We start from the raw sequence: 22,706 nt of genomic DNA on the forward strand, positions 1-22,706 counted from the left end.
ATTAAAAATTAAAAAAGTTTAATAAAATAATAAGTCCCAGAATTGAGATTTGGATCTTGTTAATTGGTAACGGGTAATTGAGAATTATTAACACTCCCATTACCCATTACAGTTATCCTAGGCCACGCAGGCCATGCCTACATTAACCCCTTCAGACGCTCGCGCAAAATTTCAGCTTGCTTCTGTGCTTCTGCTAAGGCATCCCGCGCCCCTTGTACCACGTCGGCTCTAGCTCTATCTACGAAACTAGGATTGTTTAATCTGGTACTCAGGGATTGAACTTCGGCTTCAGCTTTACTCAAGCTTTTTTCTAGTTTGGCACGCACAGCTTCAATATCTACCACACCGCTTAGAGGAATTAGCACCTGTATTGTACCAATTACACCTGCGATCGCATTTTCTGGTTCTTGTGATTGCTCTAATTCTTTCTGCGGGAAAAACTGTGTCCATAACTTTTGTCTAGCTTGGGCAGTTAATAAATTTTGGCTAACAAACCTCGCTGTGTAACCAAAACCGACTAGTTCAAAGAAAGTTCCGACGATGGGAATGTCATCAATGGCATTTCCCGCAGCTAAACCCAATCTACCAAAGATAATAGCCACGATAATTAAGCCAATTGTCTTCAAACCCTTTTGAGGTTTTTTCGCAGTAATAGTTTGGTTTTCTTGCTTGTCGGTAATAGTTAAAGTCTCAACTTTCGCCAAATCTTTAATATAATCTTGTCCAGCAGTGAGAACTTGCCGCTCTTTCTGGCTTTCGGTTTGCAAATTCGCTGTCACTTTTACCCCTGGCTTAATATCTGCTTCAGCACGCAAATTCCGAATTGTGCGGATAGTAGCAATCAGTAATTCAAACTGTTCTTCCAAGGTTGAATCAATCAAGTTTGCATCTATCTGGGGATAGACTTGTAACGGTAAAGTTTGCGGTGAATCTGCTGATTGTTGGGTGAGAGTTTGCCAAATTTCTTCGGTAACATGAGGCATGAAGGGATGAAGCAGTTTCATAATCCCTTCTAGTATGTAGCCGAGGGTTTGCTGTGCTACCCGCCGCGATACTGGGTCTGCATCTGCTTGCAATCTAGATTTCACTAGTTCAATATATTGATCGCAGAAATCACCCCAGATGAATTCGTAGAGTCCTTTTGCTGCTTCCCCTAAACCATAATTATCGATGTAATCGGTGGTTTGTTTGATAACTTGATGATACCGCGAGATAATCCAGCGATCGCTCAATTCGGTAGCTACTGGGTTCCCCAATTGTTGCGGCGTTTGTCCATCCAAATTCATCATCACAAACCGGGCAGCATTCCACAACTTATTTGCAAAGTTGCGCGATGCCTCAACAGAAGGCGATTCATCCTTTTTGCGATCATATTCTAAGCGGATATCTTGACCAGCACCAGCCACTTCCCTAATTAAGGTATACCGCAAGGCATCAGTACCATATTTGTCAATTAATAACAACGGGTCAATGCCATTACCTTTGGTCTTTGACATCTTCTGACCTTTTTCATCCAGCACTAAGCCGTGGATGTAAACTGTTTTGAAAGGTATTTGCTGCGTAAAATGCCCAGCCATCATAGTCATTCTGGCTACCCAGAAAAAAATGATGTCAAAGCCTGTTACCAAAGTAGTAGTCGGGTAATAAGTTGCTAAATCCTGAGTTTGTTCTGGCCAGCCCAAAGTCGAAAATGGCCAAATTCCAGCAGAAAACCAAGTATCTAGCACATCTGGGTCTTGTTCTAGCTTGACATTTTCACCAAATTGTGATTTAGCTTTTTCCCAGGCTTCAGTTTCCGATTTTGCCACCACAAAGGGCGTATTATCGGTAATTTGCCCATCCGTTTCACTGACGGCGTACCAAGCCGGAATTTGGTGTCCCCACCATAATTGGCGAGAGATACACCAATCAGTGAGTTTTACTAGCCAATCACGATAAACCTTTGTCCAGCGTTGGGGGACAAACTCTGGAGAAGTTTGCTGGTCGAGGAATTCGAGAGTGTTGTCAGCTAGGGGGCGAATTTTGACGAACCACTGAGTCGAGAGGAGGGGTTCAATAGGTACTTTACCGCGATCGCTGTAGGGAACGGTATGCTTATAATCTTCGATCTTCACCAAAAAGCCATCTGCTTCTAGGCGAGAAACGACATTCTTTCTAGCAACAAAGCGGTCTTGTCCTTGAAACTCCCCAGCATTTGCATTGAGAGTGCCGTCTTTGTTCATAATGTTGATAAACGGCAGATTGTGACGCTTACCCATGTCAAAATCATTGAGGTCATGGGCAGGAGTTATCTTCACGCAACCCGTGCCGAAAGTGGGATCAACATATTCATCGCCAATGATCGGAATTTCTCGTTGTAGAATTGGCAGAGTTACAGTTTTGCCGATGAGATGTTTGTAGCGATCGTCATTGGGATTAACCGCTACAGCCGTATCACCCAGCATCGTTTCTGGTCGAGTTGTCGCCACCTCTACAAAACCGGAACCATCGGTGAGGGGATAGCGGAAGTGCCAGAGATTTCCATTTACTTCTTGATTTTCTACTTCCACATCAGACACAGCCGACTGAGAAGCAGGACACCAGTTAACTAAATATTCACCACGATAAATTAAGCCTTCCTCGTAAAGCCGAGTAAACGCCTCCACAACAGCTTTAGATAAACCCTCATCCAGGGTAAACCTTTCCCGTGACCAGTCCACCGAGACACCCAAGCGGCGTAGCTGATTCAGAATCGTTCCCTCAGACTCCGCCTTCCATTGCCAAGCGCGTTCTAAGAACTTCTCGCGCCCCAATTCGTAGCGAGTCTTACCCTCTTTTTTGAGTTGCTTTTCCAGCATACTATGCACCGCGATGCTGGCGTGGTCAGTTCCGGGTAGCCACAGGGTATTGCGCCCCTGCATCCGGTGGTAGCGCACGAGGGTATCAATCAACGCACTTTCAAAAGCGTGACCCATGTGCAAACTGCCAGTGACATTCGGCGGTGGAATGACGATGCAGTAGGGTTCGCCGCCTTTGTTGGGGTCAGCTTTGTAAACTTGGTTGTCTTCCCAGAATTTTTGCCACTTGGCTTCAGTGGAAAAGGGGTCGTAGAGACTGGGGAGATTGGGAATAGTTGCGGTCATGCTGGGCAAACTAACTATGGAAGGACTCTAATAAATTTTGCCACAGGGTTGGAGAGGGTTTGTTTAGCAATTCTCTAAATCGTGGATATACCCTTAAAAAATCTATCTGGAAATGCGAAATCTATTTTTGACCCTTGTAGTTATCTTGCATAAATTCCGTAGCTGACATCTGTATATTCATCCAGAAAGACTCATGAAATTGAAACCAGGTTTATTTCAACTCATAGTGTTTGTTATGACTGTATCCCTACTTGCTTCTTGTGCGACAACCCCAGAAGCAAGACAGTCAGATTGCATCTCCACAACGTCGGCGAACGCTAAACAACAACCCAATAACTGTTCACCCTCATCTAATGGTAGCGGCAGATCGAGTGGTTACTCTGGTGGGAGTAGCATTAGAAGATCCGGTTTTGGTGATTCATCGGAGTCCGGGACTTCCAGAGGTTCTTCTAAGGGCCGTAGTGGTTTCGGTAGTTTCGGTCGCGGTGGTCATGCGGGTGGATAAAAGAGTTATGAATATTTTCAACAGTCCTCAACGAAAGCGTCTATTTCAGTCAATGAAAATGGGTTGGTACAACTTTGCTCCTATTGAAGAAGGAACAGGTATACCTCTAACTGACCAAGAAACACCTTACGCTCTTTATTATTGCCATCAAGTTTTACCGCAGACGATACAAGAAATTCAGCAAGCATCGGAATCAGTCGGTAGTGTTTTAACGCAAGTGTGGCAAATTATCCGCACTCTTGATGAGGATACACTACTTTACTATGGATTTCCGGAAGCTACCATCAAGTTAGTTAAATATGACTTCCTTGCACCATTTTGTATGCGTCTTGACTGGTGCTGGAATCAAGAAAAGGGGATAAAAAAGGTAGTAGAAACTAATCCCCAAACTCCTAGTTTTTGGTTTGAGTGTACGGATGGCAATAATAAAGTCGCCAGACATTTTGGATTGCAAGAACCAGATTTAAATGCTCAAAAAATATTAAAAATAACACTTAATCAGCATATAAATAGAGCCGCATTAAATTTGGGTAAACCAATTACAGACTGTCGCGTAGCATTTACAGCTCTGAATAATGCCGAAGATTTAGGTACTATGCGATGGCTAAGAAATTATTTGGAGTCAAAAAGTAGCATTTTACCCTTAGAATATCTTGGCATCAAAGATGGTGAATATCTATTTGACCAGAGAACAAAAAAACCAATAGATATACTCTTTATGTGGTATCCAGTGGAATGGCTAATCCATGATACTGATGAAAAAGGTGAAAGATTATGGCCGGCTCTAGAGCAACTAATTTTTGATAATAAAATTGTGATTGTGAACTTCGGTTCTGCCTTTGCACTGCAACCAAAAAGTATATTTGCTCTAATTACAGATTTGGGATATGACTTTTTTTCTGGCAAAGATGCTGGGACAGTCTGGGAATATTTTCCTAAAACATCACTGAGTGCAACAGCAATAGGTAATTCATACTTTGCCAAACCTATTTTAGGAAGAGAAGGTGAAGGAGGATTTGCAGTTAATTCAGGAAACATCTCTGTGCGTAGTAATAATAATGACCCTTGGTATACACAACAGAATTATGTCTATCAAGAGTTATTAGAATTTCCTAAATTAGAAATTGATGGCAAGTCAATGACTCAGGTTTGGGGAGCTTGGCTATATAACAATGGTAATGACAAATTTATATCTGGAGGTGTAGGAATGCGCCTTTCTGAAGGGGAAATTACAGATAACTTATCTTATTGGTGTCCGATTGGATGCTAATTTTAATAACACCGATAATTAGAGGCAAACATGAAACCTCAAACCACCACCCCTTCGCCCTGGACATACATACCTACCCTCTACTTTGCCTCTGGCATACCTTACATTATCATCAATACAGTTTCTGTAATCTTTTACAAAAAGCTCGGAATAGATAATACTCAAATTGCCTTGTGGACAAGTTTTCTCTATCTACCTTGGGTCATCAAAATGTTTTGGGGCCCAATTGTCGATATTTATTCTACCAAACGTCAATGGATACTTTATACCCAATTTGCGATGTTCGCTTGTTTGGGTTTGATAGCCTTCTCCTTGCAACTGCCAAATTTCTTTTTCATCTCCCTTGCGATATTAACAATAGGAGCATTTATTTCTGCAACTTATGACATTGCCACAGATGGCTTCTATCTGCTGGCTTTATCTCCAGAACAACAAGCCTTATTTGTTGGCATTCGCTCACTGTTTTATCGAATGGCTGTCATTTTCGGTTCTGGAATATTAGTAGTCTTAGCAGGTCATCTTGAAGTGTCTCTGAACAACATTCCCTTAAGTTGGACTATAGCCATTGGCTTCTCAGCTTTAATTTTAGTAATCCTGTTTATTTTCCATCGCCTAATTTTACCTTTACCTGAATCAGATAACCAACGACAAATACAAGCTAGGGAAAATATACCTTTTTGGTCAATCATTAGCTCATACTTTTCTCAAGATAAAATTATAAATATTTTAGCATTTATATTGCTTTACAGACTTGGCGAAGCAATGCTTGTGAAGATAGCCTCTTTATTTTTATTAGACAAACCAGAAGTAGGCGGCTTAGGGTTATCAACATCAGATGTCGGGCTAGTCTACGGGACATTTGGGGTAATATCCTTAATCTGTGGAGGAATTTTAGGAGGCTTGCTAATTTCTAAATATGGATTAAAAAGATGTTTATTCCCTATGGCTTTAGCATTGAATTTACCTAATATTTTTTATGTGTATATGGCTTACACTAAGCCTTCACTAACATTAGTCTATCCCTTGGTTTCATTGGAGCAATTTGGCTATGGTTTTGGATTTACAGCTTTTAGTGTTTATTTAATGTATATTTGCCAAGGTGAATATAAAACTTCTCATTTTGCTATCTCCACTGGCTTTATGGCTTTAGGAATGATGTTACCCGGATTAGTTAGTGGTTATTTACAAAAAGCACTTGGTTATCCATTATTTTTTGTCTTGGTCTGTTTGCTCACGATTCCTGGAATGATTGCTCTGTTTTTTATTCCTTTAAAAGAAGAACCGAAACGTCAGAATAATTAATATTATTACAGTTCATGAATTATGTTTTGGGAATAGATGGCGGCGGTAGCAAAACTATTTGTGTTTTGATGAATGATTTGCGTCAAGTGTTAGGTCGCGGTGAAGCAGGGCCATCTAACTATCAGAGTATAGGTATTGAAGCCACTTTACAATCTATTCAAATAGCAATTCACAATGCGGTTGAGACAGCAATAATTACAAATACTCTAAAGATTGACGCGATATGCTTGGGTTTAGCAGGTGTAGGTCGTGCAGCAGATATAGAAATAGTAAAAGGTTTAGTTAAAGAATTACAGAATAACAAATTGCCTATTACTTGGGCATTACAGCCAGCCAATATTGTAATTTGTAACGATGCTTTGATTGCCTTAGTTGGTGGAATTGGTCAGCCTGTAGGAATTGTGGTTGCAGCTGGTACTGGTTCGATAGTTTTCGGACGAAATAATGAAGGATATACTAAGCGAGTCGGCGGCTGGGGGTATATTTTAGGAGATGAAGGTAGCGCTTATAAAATTGCGATCGCAGGCATGAACGCAGCATTAAAATCTTATGATGGACGAGAGATTTCAACAAGTTTGCTAGAGGGTTTCAAACAGCATCTTGATTTAGAAAGTATAGAAGATTTAATAGAAGTAGTATATCGGCGAGAATGGGGAGTTAAACAGATAGCTGCTTTAGCACCAGTTGTAGATTTTGCAGCAGCGTCAGGTGATATAGTAGCGAATCTCATAATTGACGATGCTGTAAAAGAGTTAGTAAAAGCTACATCTACAGTAATTGATGCGATTTTTACTACTGACTCAGTTTTAGAGGTAGTTACAACGGGAAGTGTATGGCGCGGTAGATGCAAGATCCATGAAAGATTTGCAGCGTCTCTTGTTAATAATTTTCCTAATGTAAAGGTGATATTTCCGAGGTATGAACCTGCTTATGGTGCTGGTTTGTTAGCATTGCAGACAACTCAAAATTGACGCGAAGAAAGCAATAATAGGAGTTTTTAGTTTGCAAATATGCGCCCCAAAAAAGTTACTATTTCAGACCAAGCTGCGGTGGTAGCACTAGAATCATAACGATAACCGTCGTCGCGCATGAATGTATGTTCTGCTTCATACAAGAAAACTTGGTGAGGTATGTTAGCATTCTCAATTGCTTTTATTATGATTTGGCGATCGCTATCTGGTATATGAGGGTCAAGAGTACCAAACACCATTAGCATCTCGCCTTTGATTTCACTTACCCTCTGGATTGTATCGGCTACCTCTTTACCCAGTTTGCCACTGGGAATACCAGTCGGGTAACAGCAGATACAAGCCCGAATTTCGCTTTGAAATGCTGCGCGGAAAGCTAAATGTCCACCAATACAAAAGCCGAGAGTGCCTATTTTATTTGGAGAAACCGCACTCTCTGTTTTCAGAAATTCAATCACAGCAAGGCAATCGGCATCATAATCAGCTACCGAGGTTCGACGCGCATCGTCATTTCCCCGCATCCTTCCAAGATCGTCTGGCTCAATTACTAAACCAACTGGCTCAATTCGGTGAAAAATTTCTGGCGCTGCTACTACATAGCCGTATCCTGCTAAGTAGTTAGCTAGACGAATCATTGCATCACCTAACTGATAAATATCACTGTAGAAGACAATACCAGGGTATTTTCCTGCTGCTTTGGGAGCCGCTACATAAACACGCATTAAGCTGCCATCTACTCTTAATTCAACATTGCACTTAGTGATTTGCACTTTTTTGTCTCCGTGTTACGCTTGCTGTCATTAGCTTCTACACTGTAGCGCCGCAGCATCCGGTTACTTTCAACTTACAATTTGGGGTTCTTTTACCATCACTGCGATCGCTTAATATCCCCAGTTGTTAAGAAGCTTTCTGAGGTAAAAGTAATTTTTCCGAGGTATGAGCCTGCTTACGGTGCTGGTTTATTAGCGTTACAAAGGTTAGCGGGGGAAGCGAAATGAGAAAGCGATCGCATTTTAACAAAGAAACCAACCGCAGAGGCTCAGAGAACACAGAGAGGTTAAAAGTGCGATCACATTTCCAAACCAGTAAAGTAGTTGTATGTAGTGTAATATGTCACAATAATAATTTTAGTTATTGTTATTAGGCCAAATGACAGAAGTTTTTGTAAATCCAGAATGCCCATTTTCATTAAAAAGTTTTGACCTTCTTACACAATTAAAAGAACATTCAACAAAAAAAGCTTTTTATTTAAGAAATGAAAAAGATTTCAAAAAATATATTGAACAACCATTTGAGCAGCTGTACCAGCTTGTTATTGCTCAATTATCAGGTGAAATAATAAAATACATTAATACAGATACTCAGTTAGATAATGATTTAAGTGAGCCATTTTTTGAATACAATTTGTTTTCAAAAACAATGGAACTTCAATGGAATAATGCTCATTTTTTTATACGAATTATTCAATATGGTTTATGGGTTGGTTTATATATCCCTGAGAAAAGTTTAAGTAGAAAAAAATTTATTCAAAATGTACAACATAACACAATTCTCAAAGAAATACTACTCCAAAATATACGAATAGATGATAATTTTTCTCTTTTTTCTGAATCTAGTCAGCAGATTAGTAAAATTAATCGTTTAGCTGACTGGTTAAAAATTGTAGCTCGGCAAAAGACCGCTACTAAGTGTATTCAAGTTACTAAGTATATTGCATCTGATGAAATATTAAATTTTGAATATCAACAGCTAACTAATGAAATAAAACAGATGTTTGAAGGCATTTTCCCACTATTTTTGGCTGCAACGTGTGATGAACCAATTACAGCGATTGAAAAATATTTAGCTCAAATTAATATAGTTGCTCAATATTACTTTCTAGAAGGAGTGAATAAACATAAAGAAGGAAACTATCAAGATGCTATTGAAAAATTTGATCTAGCTTTAGAACAAGCTCCCAATTCAGCTAATGTTTATCGATATCGAGGAAAAGTAAAAGCTGAATCGGGATATATTGACGATGCTATATCTGACTATAATTATTTACTACTTATTCAACCTAAAGATTACGCAGTTTACGATGAGCGAGGTCATATTTACTATAAACTTGAAAATTATGATAAAGCCCTTGATGATTATAATCAATCTTTACATATTAATCCTAATTTCGCTTTAGCCTATTACCATCGAGGACTTACCTATTTAGAAATTAATAATCAACAAAAAGCTCTTGACGATTTATGCAGAGCTACAGAATTATTTTACAAGGAAAAAGACGTGGATAATTACGAAAAAGCGCAGCGTATCCTTAAAACTATTTATCCAGACTATTCTGAACCTTTGTTTACAGAGATTAATCAAAATATCCGTTCTAAAGGTCTGCGTATTTCTGAAAGTATCTTGCGACGCTACCACTTAGCTCTCAAAACGAGAAAATTTGTAATTATTTCAGGAACTAGCGGGACTGGAAAGACTTGGCTTACCAAAGCTTACGCTGAGGTAGTAGCGGCTGAATACCTTTTAGTTCCTGTAGCTCCTAATTGGACTACTAACGAAGATTTGCTCGGCTACTTCAATCCAATGGACAAAGAATACCATTACACTGCGTTTAGCCATTTTTTAGAAAAAGCAGCCCAAGAGTATGAGCAAGCTCAAACAGAAAAACGCACCCCCAAACCTTACCATTTAATCTTGGATGAGATGAATTTAGCACGGGTAGAGTATTACTTTGCCAAGTTTCTCTCAGTTATGGAAGTTAGGATGCGTGAAGGACTAGCCCAAATTGAACTTGCATCCGAAAAACAAGTTTTGTTACCACCTAACCTTTATTTTATCGGCACAGTCAATGTAGACGAAACTACTCACAATTTTGCTGACAAAGTTTATGATAGAGCGCAAATGATAGAAATTGAGGTTTGCCGTAATGATTTATTTGAGCATTTGGGTGAAGTTGAGTATCGTGAAATTTTAATGGAAGTTTGGGATAATCTGCATCTAGTAACCCCATTTGCTTTTCGTGTTTTAGATGAAATAAATAACTATGTGAATGAAGCTAAACTTTTGGATATATCTTGGGAAGAAGCTTTAGACGAACAGTTGTTACAGAAGATTCTGCCGAAATTAAAAGGTGCTGATGATAGGGTGGGAGAAGCCCTTAAGGCATTTGTTGATATTGCTGAAAATAAATTTAATCTAAGCCACGCTAAAGCTAGCAAAATGCTAAAAACATTTGAACAACATGGATTTACCTCCTACTTCTAAACTGAGTTTTCTTAGCCGCGAAGGCGAGATTATAGATGCTCCAAGTGAGTGGCAACCTGCTTGGCTGGAAGTTCATGTACCTCAAGAAAAATTACAACAAATACGGCTTTGGCTTCAAGATAAAAAACTCCCACTCTTAGTAATGGATTTAAGTGGAAAGTTTCGAGTACTAGCTGAGTGGCCTCGCTCAAACCCTGGCTACTACCGACTGCGACTTGAGTATCAAAATGAGATTGAGGAACAGATAATTGCGGTTTGTCCTCAGAAAATTAGTCGTGAAGCTTTTGCTCAGATGCTAGAGGATCTCGATTCTCGTCTGCCAACCTCAGTAGCGATAGGCTTACAGCGTACCGGGGCTTTAGCTGGTCTGAAATTACCACAATTAGGCGAAACTACTTTAGCTCAGGAACTACTTCGCTTACGTCGGGCTATTAATGGCACAGGCAAAAGACCTGGACTGAGTGAGATTTTGAGTCAACTTGCTCGTAATCCTCATCAAATTCTCAAAACTAATGAAATTTGGGTTCGGCAAGATCAAGTCCGCAAACCTCCTCTTGGGAGTCTAGTTCAAGCTTTTTTTCGAGGGCATAACTTGGATGTGAGTGGAAGACCTATTCGCGTACCGGATGTCCGAGTTGAGCATACTGTTGATGTTTATGAGAACCAATTGGTTAGGTTATTTTTCGAGCTTGTCAATCAGAGACTTAGACGAATTCAGCAAGCTGTTAAAGCTGACCCTAAAGGTAAGCCTTTGGAAGAGATTAAGTCTCTGTTTTACCAATTAAAAAAGGCTCGTCAACAAGCAGCTTTTCTGGATGAGGTGAGTCAGCCTAAATATTTGCCCAATCAAATTACGATGGTTTTGTTAAACCGTCCACTTTACCATGCTGCTTTGGAAGGCTATCTGGAATTTATCAGAAGTCCTGCTGTGCGTTTGAATGATTCAGACCTTGATGCACCTTTGGAGAATCTCTACAAACTTTACCAAATTTGGGGAACTTTGTGGATAATTGCAACGCTGCTGGAAGTAGCTATAGACAAAGGATACGAAGTTGAAACCCAGTGTTTAGTTGCTAGGGATAAAACGGGAGTCTACGTTAGAATTTTACCCAATGGACAACCAGCATTAGTTTTAATTCACCCGCAACACAAGACAAAAATTAAGTTAATTCCTGAACGAAGCTATGGCAAAGATGGAGAACTGCAAAGCGCCAGCGTTACATTGCGGCCTGATATAGCAGTAGAGATCAAACTAGCTAATGGCTCTCAACAAGTTTATTTATTTGATCCCAAGTACAAACTTGAGAGTGAGCCACTGGAAAACACCAGCAACGAAGGAAAACCTAAAACTGCTGATATTCAGAAGATGCACACTTACCATCACGCTATCCAAAACAGAGAAGGTAGCCAAGTAGTTAATTATGCTGCGATTATTTACCCTGGTTCCTATGTATCTCATTCCAACGCTGAAATTGAGGCTCTTCCAGCTTATCCTGGGGCTGAAAGTATCCTACAGGAGCATCTACGTCGCGTGCTAAATAAAGCCCTCGAAGTTTCCTGACAATGAACCATCTGGACTTCTGATGTCGGACTTCACGAATCCGGTAAATGGCATTCATGGCTTTCTTTTACCATTACTGCGATCGCTTAATATGCCCAGTGAAAGTTTGTGCGATCGCCTTAATACACCCGTTACCTTAGCGACGGTAGGCTAGTTAAAACTCACACCAATAATTAATAAAGGGGACGGATGACATTCGCTTGCTGCGAAGCACCCATCCCCGAATAGCTGCCCAGATCATGAACCTGGAATCTATAGTCCGGTATCTAATAATCACAGTATCGGCCGAGATATGTAGATTGTCACTGGGATAGATACTGATTTACGAAATACCTACGAAAAGATTGTTACACAATTAATCTTGTTCACCCTTAATTCCGCCTCCCATCGCCAACAGCGCCGTTCCATAAGCTGCTTCTGTGTACACTGACGCGACTACAGGAACCTGCAAATAACGCGCCCTAATCGCGGTCCAAGTTTCATTTGCCGCGCCACCACCAGCAGTATAAACACGGCTCAACTTGTCTGCGCCCATTCGCTGTAATAATTCATACCCTCGCGCTTCTATGCGGGCAATACTTTCTAACAACCCATGCAAAAATTCCACTGGGTTATCTGGGCGTGGTGACAAACGTGGCGGTAAATTGGGATCGTTAATCGGAAAGCGATCGCCTGCCTTCAATAACGGATAATAATCTAACTCGCTGGCTTTTGATACATCAATCTCCCGACTAAGGCTTTCTAACTCAGCATTTGTGAAAAATTGCTTTAGTACTGCACCTCCAGTATTAGAAGCACCACCAGTCAGCCACAAATCCCCCAGGCGATGGCTATAAATCCCATATCTGGCATCTTCTTGCCGGGTACGACTTAACAACTTTAGTACCAACGTTGAACCAAGGGAAGTCACGGCTTCACCAGGTAATTTTGCCCCACTGGCAAGAAAAGCCGCAATACTATCAGTTGTACCTGCACACACCAGACAATCACGGCGGAAACCGAACTTATCCGCGATTTCAGGACGCAATTGGGCAATGGGAGTACCAGGAGGTAAAACTTTGGGTAGCTGAATCGGTATTTCTAGCTTTTCTAACCATTCTGGGTATTTCAACTCTTCTACGTCATAACCCAGCTTTAAAGCATTATGGTAATCGCTAATACCCAACTGTCCATGTAGGAGAAACGCCAGCCAATCTGCTTGATGCAGGAAATATCTAGCTTGACTAAAAGAGGGTTGTTGCCTCATCCACAAAAGTTTGGCTAGGCTGGAGGTGGCACTCAACACGGTATGATTGGGGGGTACGATGCTCCTCAAATGCTCTAGCACCAATGATCCCCGCGCATCGTTGTACAGTAACGGTGCATCTGTTGGATTGCCAGCAGCATCGACCAGTAAGACGGTGGAAGAAGTACCATTAATTGCGATCGCTTTAATTTCTCGCCGCAATTGATCAGGTATTTGTTCCACCAGCATAAACAAAGCCTCCTGCCAAATTTTGGGCGTAACGGCGGCTGGTGAGTCCTGGAAGGGATATCGCACCTCAACCTGGATGGTAGTAGTTTCCTCGTCAATCACCACACCGCGTGCGCCAGAGGTGCCAAAGTCGATACCCAAATACAAATTCATAGTTTTATGAATTTTTTTGATAAACAATCATTAAAAACTACTGACTAATAACTGCTTTTGTTGCATCTTGTAACAAGATATTCCACAATCTTGGCAAAACAAGGAAAAGTAGTAAACGAACTGTTCAAAATCTATTCAGGTTAGGAGGTTTTCAGCCATGCCTATCTTAGATACTCTGTACATCGCTCAGGTGTCTTCCATCTCGGATACTCAAGTCTACATCGCTCTAGTTGTGGCGCTGATCCCAGGAGTTCTAGCTTGGCGATTAGCCACAGAACTTTACAAATAACGGTACGATGTGACACAGTTAAAAAGCTAATAATCCTGGCAGTACGGGGTGCAATTTCCAGACGCTTGTGGCTTTATGCCATAAGTTGCTAGAAAGCTAGCACTTACGTAAGCCAGGTTATTTTTTAACCAGTGCGACACTTGTAGCTATTTCATAAAAATGAAGTAATATGACAGCTAAATCAAGCAGTAATTAGCGCCAGAGAGCTTTTACAGTGCTTCCCTTCACCAAGCGAGGTTATTTTTTAGCATCATGAACGCGATTCAACCCTCCAGACCACCGTTACAACCTATACAAAAACGCCGGGTCATTCCTCGACCAAAGCGGCATCTTCGTCAACGTTCTTACCAGGTGATGGCAGTGGAAAGCACAGCAAAAATAGCTGTTAATCTCGTCATTACAGCCGTTGCAGCATCTGCTTTAGCACAACTTTTGCCTTATCATTGGTCACAGCAAGGAAAGTTGCGAGAGATTAGTACTGAAGTCAAGTTGATGGAAGGACACGTCAATGGTTTGCAGACAGAATTTAGTCGTAACTTCGATCCTCAGCAAACTAAAACTATTATGCAACAACAGGGATACCGATTTGATCCCAGCCAGCGTCGCGTGGTGTTGATGAATCCAGATCGCCGAGAAGATGCACAAACAGACTTATCACCCTAAGACAAATAGCGAATTTGGGATTATTTAAGTTTCTTATGATTCTGGCTACGTATACACTGGGTGTTAATTTATATTGTTGCTAATAAGTAATGGCTAATAGCTAATTTTTGAATAACTATATAGTTATCATTTATTAGTCATTAACGATACAGGGTCACTAAACTCTAATTCAAAATTTAATAATTTATTTTGAATTTTGAATCTCACAGAAGGATTAATCTACCAAATAGGACGCCCAGGAAATAACAAATCGTTTAGCCAATTTTCGATTTGTAAACGCAAGCGAGAACCAGTAACGTCCCTAGTTGTTTCGCTCGAAGGCAGTTGAGTGAGGGCGCGACGATAATCAGCGATCGCACAATTCCAGTCACCCCAAAGATGGTAAGTCCTGCCGCGTTCAGCCCAGATATGACCTTCTAGCTGACCGAAAAGCAGTGCTACCTCAAAATTCTCAATTGCCTCCTCATATTGCCCCAAATCACGCCAGGTAATGCCTCGGTTAATCCACGCCCGGACATGGCGAGGATTAAAATCAATCGCTTGATCGTAGTCGACAAGTGCTGCTGCTAATTCTCCACAAGCTGCGTAGTAATTTGCCCGATTATTATAAGCACTAGCCAAATAAGGATTAAGTTTGAGGGCGGTGTTATAGTCAGAAAGCGCTTTTTGCGTTTCGCCACTTTGGAAATAAATTAGCCCCCGGTTGTTGTAATTAACCGCATTATGGGGATGGCGGGAGATTAGTTGGCTTAAAAGTGCGATCGCCTCAGTATAGTTTCCTTGTTGAGCCAACCTCAAAGCACAAGAGCGTAAATAGCTATCTCCCAAAGTAGATGCGTCACCGTCATTTTTCCTACGTTCTTGGGCTTTATGTATAATATTTAGCGAAAAGTGATATTTGTTACTTTGCTGGTCACCGTCAGCTAAGAATGAGTGAATATTCATCTTTTTCTACATTCAATCAGTGCTTTGTGGAATCAAATTCTAGTTTTTGCCTGTTGGTGGTTTTACCACTATGTCTATTTTTAAAGTATTTAGGCTTACCTAGAAGCCATCTCAAGAGAGAACTGTAACCTAGTAGGACAAGAGAAATCTATGCCCTAGATAAACAAACAATTGATCCTCAAACCTAATCATGAATACTTCATCCCCAGGGTGAATTCCAGAAATAGCAGATATGAATCTCAAAGACTGGTCAAGTAGTGAGGGCTACAAATTGGTAGAATGCCAACAAGCCGTTCTTCTAGAGATGAGAAAGATGGTAAGGAGACAAGGGAGATAATGAGAATAACCATGCCCCATTCCCCAGTCTCTAGATTTAATTTTTAAGTTTTGAGAAATTTTCCGATGACAACCGCAATTTCCTATCCCAATGCCCCTGATTTAACAACCGATGATTACATTGTTATCGGCTTGGCAACCTGCTTTGTCAAAGAAGATGGAGAAGTTTATCAAATCGAAGTTATAGAACCAATTCCCTCTGCGGCTTTGGAAGCGCTTTTAAAGGGCATCCCTACCTCCTATAAGCTAGCTCATGCAACAACTTTGGGATCTGTGCTGGATGGCGATTCACAACTGTTGCCTGATGGCTTCCCAGAGTCGGCTCAGTTTGGAGAAGAATTTGTGCCACGAGTATTTGCAGCAGCGCGTACCTACAAGCGTCGTGAATCTGCAAAATCTTTAATTCCTTTAGGTACAAACTACACTGAATTTAAATATTCTACTGAGCGTAAACGCGTATTAAATGCTGCTAGAGTCGTCACTAAAGAAGACAACATTAAACAGCATTCTCACACTCACAAAGTTCTTTAAGTAATTATGCTAAAACTTTACGGGGGCGCTCGTAGTCGAGCGTCAATTGTTCACTGGTATTTAGAGGAACTAGAAGTTCCCTACGAATTTGTCAAGCTCGATATGCAGGCGGGCGAACACCTCAAACCTGAATATTTGGCAATTAACCCAGTTGGTAAAGTTCCAGCAATTGTTGAAGGGGATTTTAAACTTTGGGAATCTGGGGCAATTTTGCTGTATCTTGCCGATAAGTATAGTAAAACTTCACTTTCACCTGAGGAACGTGCTGTATTTTCTCAATGGGTTTTGTTTGCTAATGCTACCCTTGGGCCAGGAATTTTTGTAGAAGCAAGTCGGGAGCGGGAAATGCCCCGCTTGTTGACTCCGTTAAATGAAATTTTCAGTAAGCAACCTTTTTTGTTGGGTAATGAGTTCACTGTTGCTGATGTGGCAGTAGGGTCTATTCTGAATTACATTCCCATCATGCTGAAGCTAGACCTCAGTTCCTACCCAGCCATGTTGAACTATATGAAGCAGTTATCTGAGCGTCCAGCATTTCAAAAAAGTATTGGGGGACGGGCTTAAAGTAGTTCGTAATTCGTAACCGAATTATTTGCTACGAATTACGAATCTTTTAACGATAATTTGTAAATTGCAAAGCCACTGGGTAGTCTTCTTGTTTCAAGCGTTGCATGACTACTTGTAAGTCATCTTTAGATTTGGCAGAAACTCGCACAGCATCCCCTTGGATGGAAGCTTGTACCTTTTTGAATTCGTCCCGAATCAATTTGGAAATTTGTTTGGCGATTTCCTGACTAATGCCTTTTTTGAGTTTGATTTCTTGACGCACGCGATTACCACTGGCTGATTCAACTTTGCCAAAATCAAAGATCTTCTGGGAGAGGTTACGCTTGGCAGCTTTCTCTCGCAAAATGTTATGTACAGAATCTAAGGTGAACTCGCTGTCAGTACTAACGTTAATGCTCTCTTCGACTAACTCGACAGTAGTTTCAGTGTCTTTGAGGTCGTAACGACCTTTGATGTCTCGGATAACTTGATCGACGGCGTTAACCAACTCTTGTCGGTCAAAGTCGCTCACAATGTCAAAGGAAAAAGTAGAAGCCATAAAACATTTTAGATTTTGGATTTTGGATTTTGGATTTTGGATTAGGCATTGGGCATTTCTCCCCCTGCTTCCTCTGCCTCCCCTGCTCCCTCATCCCCCGTTCCTCACTTAACTAGTAGCTTGGACGATACTCAAGAAAAAGAGAGTGACAGAGCTAAGAATGCCAATGGCAAACATCAGCGATCGCAAAAGGGGTATATTCAAAATATAAAAAATTGAGTAGAGAAAACGGGCCACCACAAAAGCGATCGAAGCCACTTGTGCTGTAAAAGAATTTACACCTGTTACGTATGCCATCAATGCTGCTGCCGCAAACACCATAAATGCTTCAAAGCTGTTTTGATGTGCCCAAGTAGCTCGTTGGGCGTATGGTGGCAATTTATCAAACATAGCGCGAGGAGTAGAAAACATTTCATACCCAATACGCGTACGGGCATAAGCTACCAGCAAAAATGGCAGGTAAATTAAAACGGCAGCAGCAGCGATCGAGTACAAAAAAATAATCATAATTTATTAAGCATTGGTTATGAGTCATCAGTCATTAGTCATCAGTCATTAGTCAAATACCAATGACAAAAGACAAATGACAAATGACTAGTCAAAGTAGAAGAGGGTCACTACTTTTCTTTGTTCTTCTGCATCTTGACAAGTTTGCAACAGGGTGCGACTGTCGTGGAATGCAAAGCAGATCAGTTGCTGGCAACGAGAGACAATTTCCTTGTTGCACAGGTAACTAGCTTCAGCAAGGGACATATTATCATTACTGGGATTTTCCACTAGATGCATTACCTGTTCTAGTTGCTGGCGTGATTCCAAAGGCTGGCGTTCCAGGCTTTGGGGTAGAATCACCGTCAACAAATTTGCATCAGCTCGCGTTGCTCCCTTGATAGCTGCTGAATTTGTACCTGTAGCACCAGAAGTAATGATGCGATTACCCGATAAAACTAGGGCATATGTCATCATTTCAATAAGATTCTGATGCGTAATCGGAACGTGACGAGAACCCAGCAAGGCGATTTTTTTGGAACCCGTTTGCTGGATTGTCGCTAGTTCTTGCGCTAATGTATCGAGGTTAATAAGGTCTGTTGACTGGCTCAAAGATGGACATAATCCGAATTAAACGACCCAGATATTTTACCAAACAGCGTGTAGGTGCGAGGAAAACTTGAGTTAGACATTGTTACTAATTTTCAATTGTTTGGTTAAGTAACTCCATTACTTGGGGAAAAAAGAACAGCACGCCGTCGCCTGGGAGGTGACAGCGAGCCGGCTGTGCCCTTATCAGCAATACAGCCTCCTAACTGATAACTGAGCATTGATGCTCTCAATTATTTGAGTTAATGAGGTTAAGACAATGCTGCTGCGGGAGTTAAACCAAGTTTAGACAACAAACGGTCAATGTCAAAATGCTCAGACATTAACTGGCGAATACAGTGAACCTTAATCGGCTCGTGGAGGCGGACTTGCCCAAAAGTGCGGTCAACAATTTCGACAGTAGTGAGAGTGTCTAAGTCAACAGATAAAATGGGGATTTCTAGTTCTTCAGCGCGACTGAGAATGAACGGCGGCGGTGGTAGTTGCCCAGTGAGAATTAAACATTGGGTAGAAGTTTCTAAAGCTGCTTGCTGAATTTCAACGCGATCGCCTCCTGTTACCACTGCCATATTTCGGCGTTTTCGGAAATATTTCACAGCAGAATTGACATTCATCGCTCCAATTGCTAAACTCTCCACCAACAAATCTAAGCGATCGTTGCGGCAGAGAACATCAGCTTTTAACTGTTTGACTAGTTCGCCAACGCTGACGCTGCGGAGCAAAGCATTGTTCGGCAGCATTGCTAGTACCGGAATCCCTTGCTGTTCCAAAAAGGGACGCAAGAGAGTGTCAACTGCTTCTAATTGGGTGACAGGAATATCGTTGATCACAACTCCAAACAAGCGATCGCCTACACGCCCTTTAGCAGCCAACAGCGCCTCAACCGAAAGCAACGATTTATAGCGGGTTACTAGCAGTACACCAGCATCTAATACTTCAGCCATTTGCAGCAAAGACAAGTCAAACAAATTACCTTCGGAAAAATCACCAGGCCCCTCCAGTAACACCAAATCTCCTTGGGACGTTTGCAAATATTGTTGTATTAGGGACTGCTGATAATCGGTTTTGTCTTCCCCTCGTAAGCGCTTTTGTACATTGAGTTCATCCAAAGCCAGCATCGTAGGTGCAACACGGTTTTCCGGCAAATTGAGGCTAAGAGCGATGAATTGGACATCTTCCTCAATTACGGTTCCACTAGAGGAATTAAAACACGTACCGAGCGGTTTACCGTAGGTAATATCCAGTCCTCTTTGCTGTAGCTGATGAGACAAACCCAGAACAGTTGCAGATTTACCGCTGTAAGTCTCGGTTGATCCAATCAGCAAATATTTAGGGGATTTTGGCACACATGCACTCCTAATTTCAAAAGTCAGAAGAACCCAGCTAGGTGTTTCCTAATTCTAGTTCCTTCTGGCAAAAGCCTCTCGCTCTCACAAATTAAGGTTTCCCAGAATTAGCTTCTGAATAAGCAGGAGTAAGCGAACTCCTTCGCACTGCACCAGCTATTAATGGGGGATGCAGAAGTTTTACAGTAAATACTTCTAAGTGTAGATGAATTGCTGATCAGGAAAGGGATAATTCTGAAGAACTTGATTTTATCTAACTAATTACTGACCAGGAGATTATTTAATGAGAACCAGAAAGCTAGGGAAACTTGGGTTAGAAGTTTCAACTATCGGACTTGGTTGCATGGGAATGTCTGAGTTTTATAGTGGTCGTGATGAAATTGAGGCGATCGCTACAATTCATCGAGCATTAGAATTAGGAGTTAATTTTCTTGATACTGCTGATATGTATGGGCCTTTTACTAATGAGCAACTAATAGGCAAAGCAATTAAAGATCGTCGAGATAAAGTAGTATTAGCAACCAAGTTTGGCAATGTCCGCACTGAAGACGGTGGTTGGAAAGGCATTAGTGGCAAACCAGAATATGTCCATCAAGCTTGCGATGCCTCATTAAAACGTCTGGGAGTGGAAGTGATTGACCTCTATTATCAACATCGCGTAGATCCAACCGTACCGATCGAAGATACTGTAGGAGCAATGGCAGAGTTAGTCAAGCTTGGAAAAGTTCGTCATTTGGGGCTTTCAGAGGCTGCTCCTGCGACGATTCGGCGAGCTGTGAGAGTTCACCCCATTACGGCACTCCAAACAGAATACTCTCTTTGGAGTCGAGAGCCAGAGGATGAGATTTTACCCACTGTGCGGGAATTAGGAATTGGGTTTGTTCCCTATAGCCCATTAGGAAGAGGGTTTTTATCAGGTGCAATCACCAGCCCTGATGATCTAGCACCTGATGACTATCGCAGAAATGCTCCTCGCTTTCAAGGCGAGAATTTTTATAAGAACCTACAATTAGTCGAGCAAGTCAAGGCAATTGCCACCGAAAAAGGAGTGACTTCTAGTCAACTTGCACTAGCATGGCTTTTGGCTCAGGGAGAAGATATTGTCCCAATTCCTGGTACAAAACGCCGTACTTACTTGGAGGAGAATGTTGCAGCTACCGAAATTAACCTGACTGAACAAGAGTTGAATCGGCTGGAAGCAGTTGCACCTAAAAATGTGGCCGCAGGTGAGCGCTACCCTGACATGAGTAGTGTTAACCGTTGATCCATTAACGAAGCATTAGTAACAAGTCTACAAAAAAGCTGCGATACCTTCGGTAAGCTTCGCTAACGCAGCTTTTTAGGAACTTTAAAAAGTATTTAGGTCAGCGATCGCTTCAGTCAGATTCGAGAGTAGCGAAAACGAAGTCTGAGTAGCCGAAGCCAGCGTAACCACATTTGTGCAGGTTGTTCAAAGAACGTGAAAATATCACCGAAACCCAAATTAGTTTTGTGATGGTGCAACCAGTGCCTCTCAGGAGTAGTAATAAATAGAATTTGGCATAAAATATTGACAGGTTTTGAAGTTTGCCAACCTAGTACACTTATGTGTCTCCACCATACGTGAAACTGACCAAGCAGTAATCCAGAAACAACGCCGATGGGAGAGAAAGACCACAAGACTACTGCTAAAAATACATAAGGCAAAGCTCCTAAGATACCATCTAAAAGAACCTGGGGATTAAAAGTCAAAATAGCGTAGTGGCGGAAGTCTTTCTTCCAGGAGTGGTGCGTTTTTAAATGTAGGCTACCAAAAACGTGCTCGGGTATGTGGTAAAAGAATGTAGATAGAAAATCACCAAAAAACAATAATAACCAAGCAACAGCGATAGCCTCAAGCATTTGTACTCCTCAAGTTTAGTAAAAAAAACTCCACAGAAAATATGCAAATTTTATGCTGTAGGCGTAGACACCTGATTTTCTACTTGCAACCATCATGTGTGCATTTTATAGGTCTACACTCCAGTTAATTTGGCTCAGAGTATATGTAATTGGGTGAGTTGCAGCTTCATAAATCTACAATCCTTAATGCAGTAAATAGCAACTCGTAAAAACCTCCAATTTGGCTTCTAGCTCTGGATTAATAGTAAAATTACATCTAAATCACGATAGAGATACCGTATTTTACCATAGTTACTACATAATTTTCTTACTAACGCATACAGAGCAAGCAAAGGTTGAGTTAAAATTAGTACAAGTTTAGGTTAAGGTGTTCTTCAGTATTTTTAATACTAAATTGATTGCAATTAAGCTTTAAAAAATTTTTATCTGTTTCACCATGAACAAAAAATGGGCTATCAAGCGAATCACTATTAACCTGGCATCAAATGAAGCCAAGAACCTTGAAAAGTATTGTGAACAGACGGGCAGACCAGCAACTGATGTGATTCGAGAACTCATTCGAGCCTTGCCAGTGACGAAATGAAAGTAGATTTACGAACTATTTAATACCTTGGTTCATTCTCAGATATAAGTATTAAAATTTAGTCGAATTGGAGGTGTTAAATTAACTAGTGGTAATTTTTTGTAAGGATTGAGAGTTTGTCACTACAAGCAATTGTCTCGAAACCCAACTTTGGGACATTGCGGCTTGAACTCCGTCCGACTTGGCGCTTTCCTGGCGATCGCTCTTTGTATATTATGGATGATGGTAGGATAAACGTGTTTTAGATAGCAAATAGTTAAATCGGCGCTTAGAAACTGCGTCTGCACAGGCAAAACGCACGGAGGTAGAGTTTGAA

23 protein-coding genes and 1 pseudogene are annotated in these 22,706 nt (G+C 41.2%); 15 read left to right on the forward strand and 9 right to left on the reverse strand.

Annotation, left to right across the window (positions count from 1 at the left end):
* Nucleotides 1-137 precede the first annotated feature (137 nt).
* Nucleotides 138-3,122 carry a valine--tRNA ligase gene (locus tag H6G96_RS18445; RefSeq protein ID WP_190912792.1) on the reverse strand — a complete coding sequence of 995 codons (2,985 nt, stop codon included), beginning with the start codon at nt 3,120-3,122 and terminating at the stop codon, nt 138-140.
* Between the two features lie 193 nt (nt 3,123-3,315).
* On the opposite strand from H6G96_RS18445, the gene H6G96_RS18450 reads away from it, so the two are divergent.
* The 4 genes from H6G96_RS18450 to H6G96_RS18465 are packed head-to-tail and all read left to right on the forward strand — an operon-like array spanning nt 3,316 to nt 7,170.
* Entirely contained in the window at nt 3,316-3,627 is a 312-nt protein-coding gene (locus H6G96_RS18450; RefSeq protein WP_190912793.1) for a hypothetical protein, read from the forward strand.
* Nucleotides 3,628-3,634: 7 nt separating this feature from the next.
* On the forward strand, nt 3,635-4,897 hold the full coding sequence (locus H6G96_RS18455) for a glutathionylspermidine synthase family protein (RefSeq protein ID WP_190912794.1): 1,263 nt from the start codon (nt 3,635-3,637) through the stop codon (nt 4,895-4,897).
* Between the two features lie 30 nt (nt 4,898-4,927).
* Nucleotides 4,928-6,199 carry an AmpG family muropeptide MFS transporter gene (locus H6G96_RS18460; RefSeq protein WP_190912795.1) on the forward strand — a complete coding sequence of 424 codons (1,272 nt, stop codon included), beginning with the start codon at nt 4,928-4,930 and terminating at the stop codon, nt 6,197-6,199.
* A gap of 14 nt (nt 6,200-6,213) precedes the next feature.
* Nucleotides 6,214-7,170, forward strand: a complete 957-nt coding sequence (locus tag H6G96_RS18465; protein WP_190912796.1) for a BadF/BadG/BcrA/BcrD ATPase family protein — start codon at nt 6,214-6,216, stop codon at nt 7,168-7,170.
* Nucleotides 7,171-7,196: 26 nt separating this feature from the next.
* Here the strand turns inward: H6G96_RS18465 and H6G96_RS18470 are convergent, their stop codons facing one another.
* Nucleotides 7,197-7,937: a dienelactone hydrolase family protein gene (locus tag H6G96_RS18470; RefSeq protein WP_190912797.1), complete on the reverse strand. Its 741-nt coding sequence runs from the start codon at nt 7,935-7,937 to the stop codon at nt 7,197-7,199.
* Between the two features lie 123 nt (nt 7,938-8,060).
* On the opposite strand from H6G96_RS18470, the pseudogene H6G96_RS41435 reads away from it, so the two are divergent.
* The 4 genes and pseudogenes from H6G96_RS41435 to H6G96_RS42405 form a co-directional block, all read left to right on the forward strand.
* Nucleotides 8,061-8,165 (forward strand): annotated as a pseudogene (locus H6G96_RS41435) (ATPase); the annotation flags it as partial.
* A 151-nt stretch (nt 8,166-8,316) separates the two neighbouring features.
* The gene (locus tag H6G96_RS18475) at nt 8,317-10,428 is read left to right on the forward strand and encodes a tetratricopeptide repeat protein (RefSeq protein ID WP_190912798.1); all 2,112 of its coding nucleotides are present in this window, start codon (nt 8,317-8,319) and stop codon (nt 10,426-10,428) included.
* Nucleotides 10,406-11,989, forward strand: a complete 1,584-nt coding sequence (locus H6G96_RS18480; protein WP_190912799.1) for a DUF2357 domain-containing protein — start codon at nt 10,406-10,408, stop codon at nt 11,987-11,989. Before H6G96_RS18475 ends, H6G96_RS18480 begins: the two co-directional genes overlap by 23 nt.
* Nucleotides 11,990-12,011: 22 nt before the next feature.
* Nucleotides 12,012-12,143 carry a hypothetical protein gene (locus H6G96_RS42405; RefSeq protein ID WP_277932933.1) on the forward strand — a complete coding sequence of 44 codons (132 nt, stop codon included), beginning with the start codon at nt 12,012-12,014 and terminating at the stop codon, nt 12,141-12,143.
* 201 nt (nt 12,144-12,344) lie between these two features.
* Here the strand turns inward: H6G96_RS42405 and H6G96_RS18485 are convergent, their stop codons facing one another.
* Entirely contained in the window at nt 12,345-13,616 is a 1,272-nt protein-coding gene (locus H6G96_RS18485; RefSeq protein WP_190912800.1) for an FGGY-family carbohydrate kinase, read from the reverse strand.
* Between the two features lie 157 nt (nt 13,617-13,773).
* Here H6G96_RS18485 and psaM point away from each other — a divergent pair, with 157 nt between their 5' ends.
* On the forward strand, nt 13,774-13,905 hold the full coding sequence (gene psaM / locus H6G96_RS18490) for a photosystem I reaction center subunit XII (protein ID WP_190912801.1): 132 nt from the start codon (nt 13,774-13,776) through the stop codon (nt 13,903-13,905).
* 252 nt (nt 13,906-14,157) lie between these two features.
* Nucleotides 14,158-14,568, forward strand: coding sequence for a hypothetical protein (locus tag H6G96_RS18495; protein WP_190912802.1), 411 nt, complete (start codon nt 14,158-14,160; stop codon nt 14,566-14,568).
* Nucleotides 14,569-14,787: 219 nt separating this feature from the next.
* Here H6G96_RS18495 and H6G96_RS18500 read toward each other — a convergent pair whose 3' ends face one another.
* Entirely contained in the window at nt 14,788-15,513 is a 726-nt protein-coding gene (locus H6G96_RS18500; protein WP_190912803.1) for a tetratricopeptide repeat protein, read from the reverse strand.
* Between the two features lie 402 nt (nt 15,514-15,915).
* Here H6G96_RS18500 and H6G96_RS18505 point away from each other — a divergent pair, with 402 nt between their 5' ends.
* Complete coding sequence (locus H6G96_RS18505) at nt 15,916-16,380, forward strand: hypothetical protein (RefSeq protein WP_190912804.1); 465 nt, start codon at nt 15,916-15,918, stop codon at nt 16,378-16,380.
* Between the two features lie 6 nt (nt 16,381-16,386).
* Nucleotides 16,387-16,944: a glutathione S-transferase family protein gene (locus H6G96_RS18510; protein ID WP_190912805.1), complete on the forward strand. Its 558-nt coding sequence runs from the start codon at nt 16,387-16,389 to the stop codon at nt 16,942-16,944.
* 49 nt (nt 16,945-16,993) lie between these two features.
* Here the strand turns inward: H6G96_RS18510 and H6G96_RS18515 are convergent, their stop codons facing one another.
* The 4 genes from H6G96_RS18515 to H6G96_RS18530 all read right to left on the reverse strand — a co-directional run bounded on the left by H6G96_RS18515 (nt 16,994) and on the right by H6G96_RS18530 (nt 19,926).
* Nucleotides 16,994-17,485, reverse strand: a complete 492-nt coding sequence (locus H6G96_RS18515) for a YajQ family cyclic di-GMP-binding protein (protein WP_190728108.1) — start codon at nt 17,483-17,485, stop codon at nt 16,994-16,996.
* A gap of 108 nt (nt 17,486-17,593) precedes the next feature.
* Nucleotides 17,594-17,992 (reverse strand): MAPEG family protein, encoded by a 399-nt coding sequence (locus H6G96_RS18520; protein ID WP_190912806.1) that lies wholly within the window; start codon nt 17,990-17,992, stop codon nt 17,594-17,596.
* Between the two features lie 87 nt (nt 17,993-18,079).
* Nucleotides 18,080-18,583, reverse strand: a complete 504-nt coding sequence (locus H6G96_RS18525; protein ID WP_190912807.1) for a DNA recombination-mediator protein A — start codon at nt 18,581-18,583, stop codon at nt 18,080-18,082.
* A 248-nt stretch (nt 18,584-18,831) separates the two neighbouring features.
* On the reverse strand, nt 18,832-19,926 hold the full coding sequence (locus tag H6G96_RS18530) for a DRTGG domain-containing protein (protein ID WP_190912808.1): 1,095 nt from the start codon (nt 19,924-19,926) through the stop codon (nt 18,832-18,834).
* 283 nt (nt 19,927-20,209) lie between these two features.
* Here H6G96_RS18530 and H6G96_RS18535 point away from each other — a divergent pair, with 283 nt between their 5' ends.
* Nucleotides 20,210-21,190, forward strand: coding sequence for an aldo/keto reductase (locus H6G96_RS18535; protein ID WP_190912809.1), 981 nt, complete (start codon nt 20,210-20,212; stop codon nt 21,188-21,190).
* Nucleotides 21,191-21,306: 116 nt separating this feature from the next.
* Here the strand turns inward: H6G96_RS18535 and H6G96_RS18540 are convergent, their stop codons facing one another.
* The gene (locus H6G96_RS18540) at nt 21,307-21,807 is read right to left on the reverse strand and encodes a fatty acid hydroxylase (protein ID WP_190912810.1); all 501 of its coding nucleotides are present in this window, start codon (nt 21,805-21,807) and stop codon (nt 21,307-21,309) included.
* 436 nt (nt 21,808-22,243) lie between these two features.
* Between H6G96_RS18540 and H6G96_RS41440 the strand changes: the two genes are divergently transcribed.
* Both H6G96_RS41440 and H6G96_RS42410 read left to right on the forward strand, forming a co-directional pair.
* Entirely contained in the window at nt 22,244-22,390 is a 147-nt protein-coding gene (locus H6G96_RS41440) for a ribbon-helix-helix protein, CopG family (RefSeq protein ID WP_242063320.1), read from the forward strand.
* Nucleotides 22,391-22,506: 116 nt separating this feature from the next.
* Complete coding sequence (locus H6G96_RS42410) at nt 22,507-22,635, forward strand: hypothetical protein (protein WP_277932936.1); 129 nt, start codon at nt 22,507-22,509, stop codon at nt 22,633-22,635.
* Nucleotides 22,636-22,706: the final 71 nt, after the last annotated feature.

The sequence above is a fragment of the Nostoc sp. FACHB-892 genome, assembly GCF_014698795.1.
GTDB lineage: Bacteria > Cyanobacteriota > Cyanobacteriia > Cyanobacteriales > Nostocaceae > Nostoc.

Coding starts and splice junctions, on each gene's coding strand:
- H6G96_RS18445 (WP_190912792.1), bottom strand. CDS start 3,122: ATGACCGCAACTATTCCCAATCTCCCCAGTCTCTACGACCCCTTTTCC.
- H6G96_RS18450 (WP_190912793.1), top strand. CDS start 3,316: ATGAAATTGAAACCAGGTTTATTTCAACTCATAGTGTTTGTTATGACT.
- H6G96_RS18500 (WP_190912803.1), bottom strand. CDS start 15,513: ATGAATATTCACTCATTCTTAGCTGACGGTGACCAGCAAAGTAACAAA.
- H6G96_RS18540 (WP_190912810.1), bottom strand. CDS start 21,807: ATGCTTGAGGCTATCGCTGTTGCTTGGTTATTATTGTTTTTTGGTGAT.
- H6G96_RS18465 (WP_190912796.1), top strand. CDS start 6,214: ATGAATTATGTTTTGGGAATAGATGGCGGCGGTAGCAAAACTATTTGT.
- H6G96_RS41440 (WP_242063320.1), top strand. CDS start 22,244: ATGAACAAAAAATGGGCTATCAAGCGAATCACTATTAACCTGGCATCA.
- H6G96_RS18515 (WP_190728108.1), bottom strand. CDS start 17,485: ATGGCTTCTACTTTTTCCTTTGACATTGTGAGCGACTTTGACCGACAA.
- H6G96_RS18480 (WP_190912799.1), top strand. CDS start 10,406: ATGGATTTACCTCCTACTTCTAAACTGAGTTTTCTTAGCCGCGAAGGC.
- H6G96_RS18520 (WP_190912806.1), bottom strand. CDS start 17,992: ATGATTATTTTTTTGTACTCGATCGCTGCTGCTGCCGTTTTAATTTAC.
- H6G96_RS18510 (WP_190912805.1), top strand. CDS start 16,387: ATGCTAAAACTTTACGGGGGCGCTCGTAGTCGAGCGTCAATTGTTCAC.
- H6G96_RS18485 (WP_190912800.1), bottom strand. CDS start 13,616: ATGAATTTGTATTTGGGTATCGACTTTGGCACCTCTGGCGCACGCGGT.
- H6G96_RS18535 (WP_190912809.1), top strand. CDS start 20,210: ATGAGAACCAGAAAGCTAGGGAAACTTGGGTTAGAAGTTTCAACTATC.
- H6G96_RS18505 (WP_190912804.1), top strand. CDS start 15,916: ATGACAACCGCAATTTCCTATCCCAATGCCCCTGATTTAACAACCGAT.
- H6G96_RS18460 (WP_190912795.1), top strand. CDS start 4,928: ATGAAACCTCAAACCACCACCCCTTCGCCCTGGACATACATACCTACC.
- H6G96_RS18475 (WP_190912798.1), top strand. CDS start 8,317: ATGACAGAAGTTTTTGTAAATCCAGAATGCCCATTTTCATTAAAAAGT.
- H6G96_RS18455 (WP_190912794.1), top strand. CDS start 3,635: ATGAATATTTTCAACAGTCCTCAACGAAAGCGTCTATTTCAGTCAATG.
- H6G96_RS18495 (WP_190912802.1), top strand. CDS start 14,158: ATGAACGCGATTCAACCCTCCAGACCACCGTTACAACCTATACAAAAA.
- H6G96_RS42405 (WP_277932933.1), top strand. CDS start 12,012: ATGTCGGACTTCACGAATCCGGTAAATGGCATTCATGGCTTTCTTTTA.
- psaM (WP_190912801.1), top strand. CDS start 13,774: ATGCCTATCTTAGATACTCTGTACATCGCTCAGGTGTCTTCCATCTCG.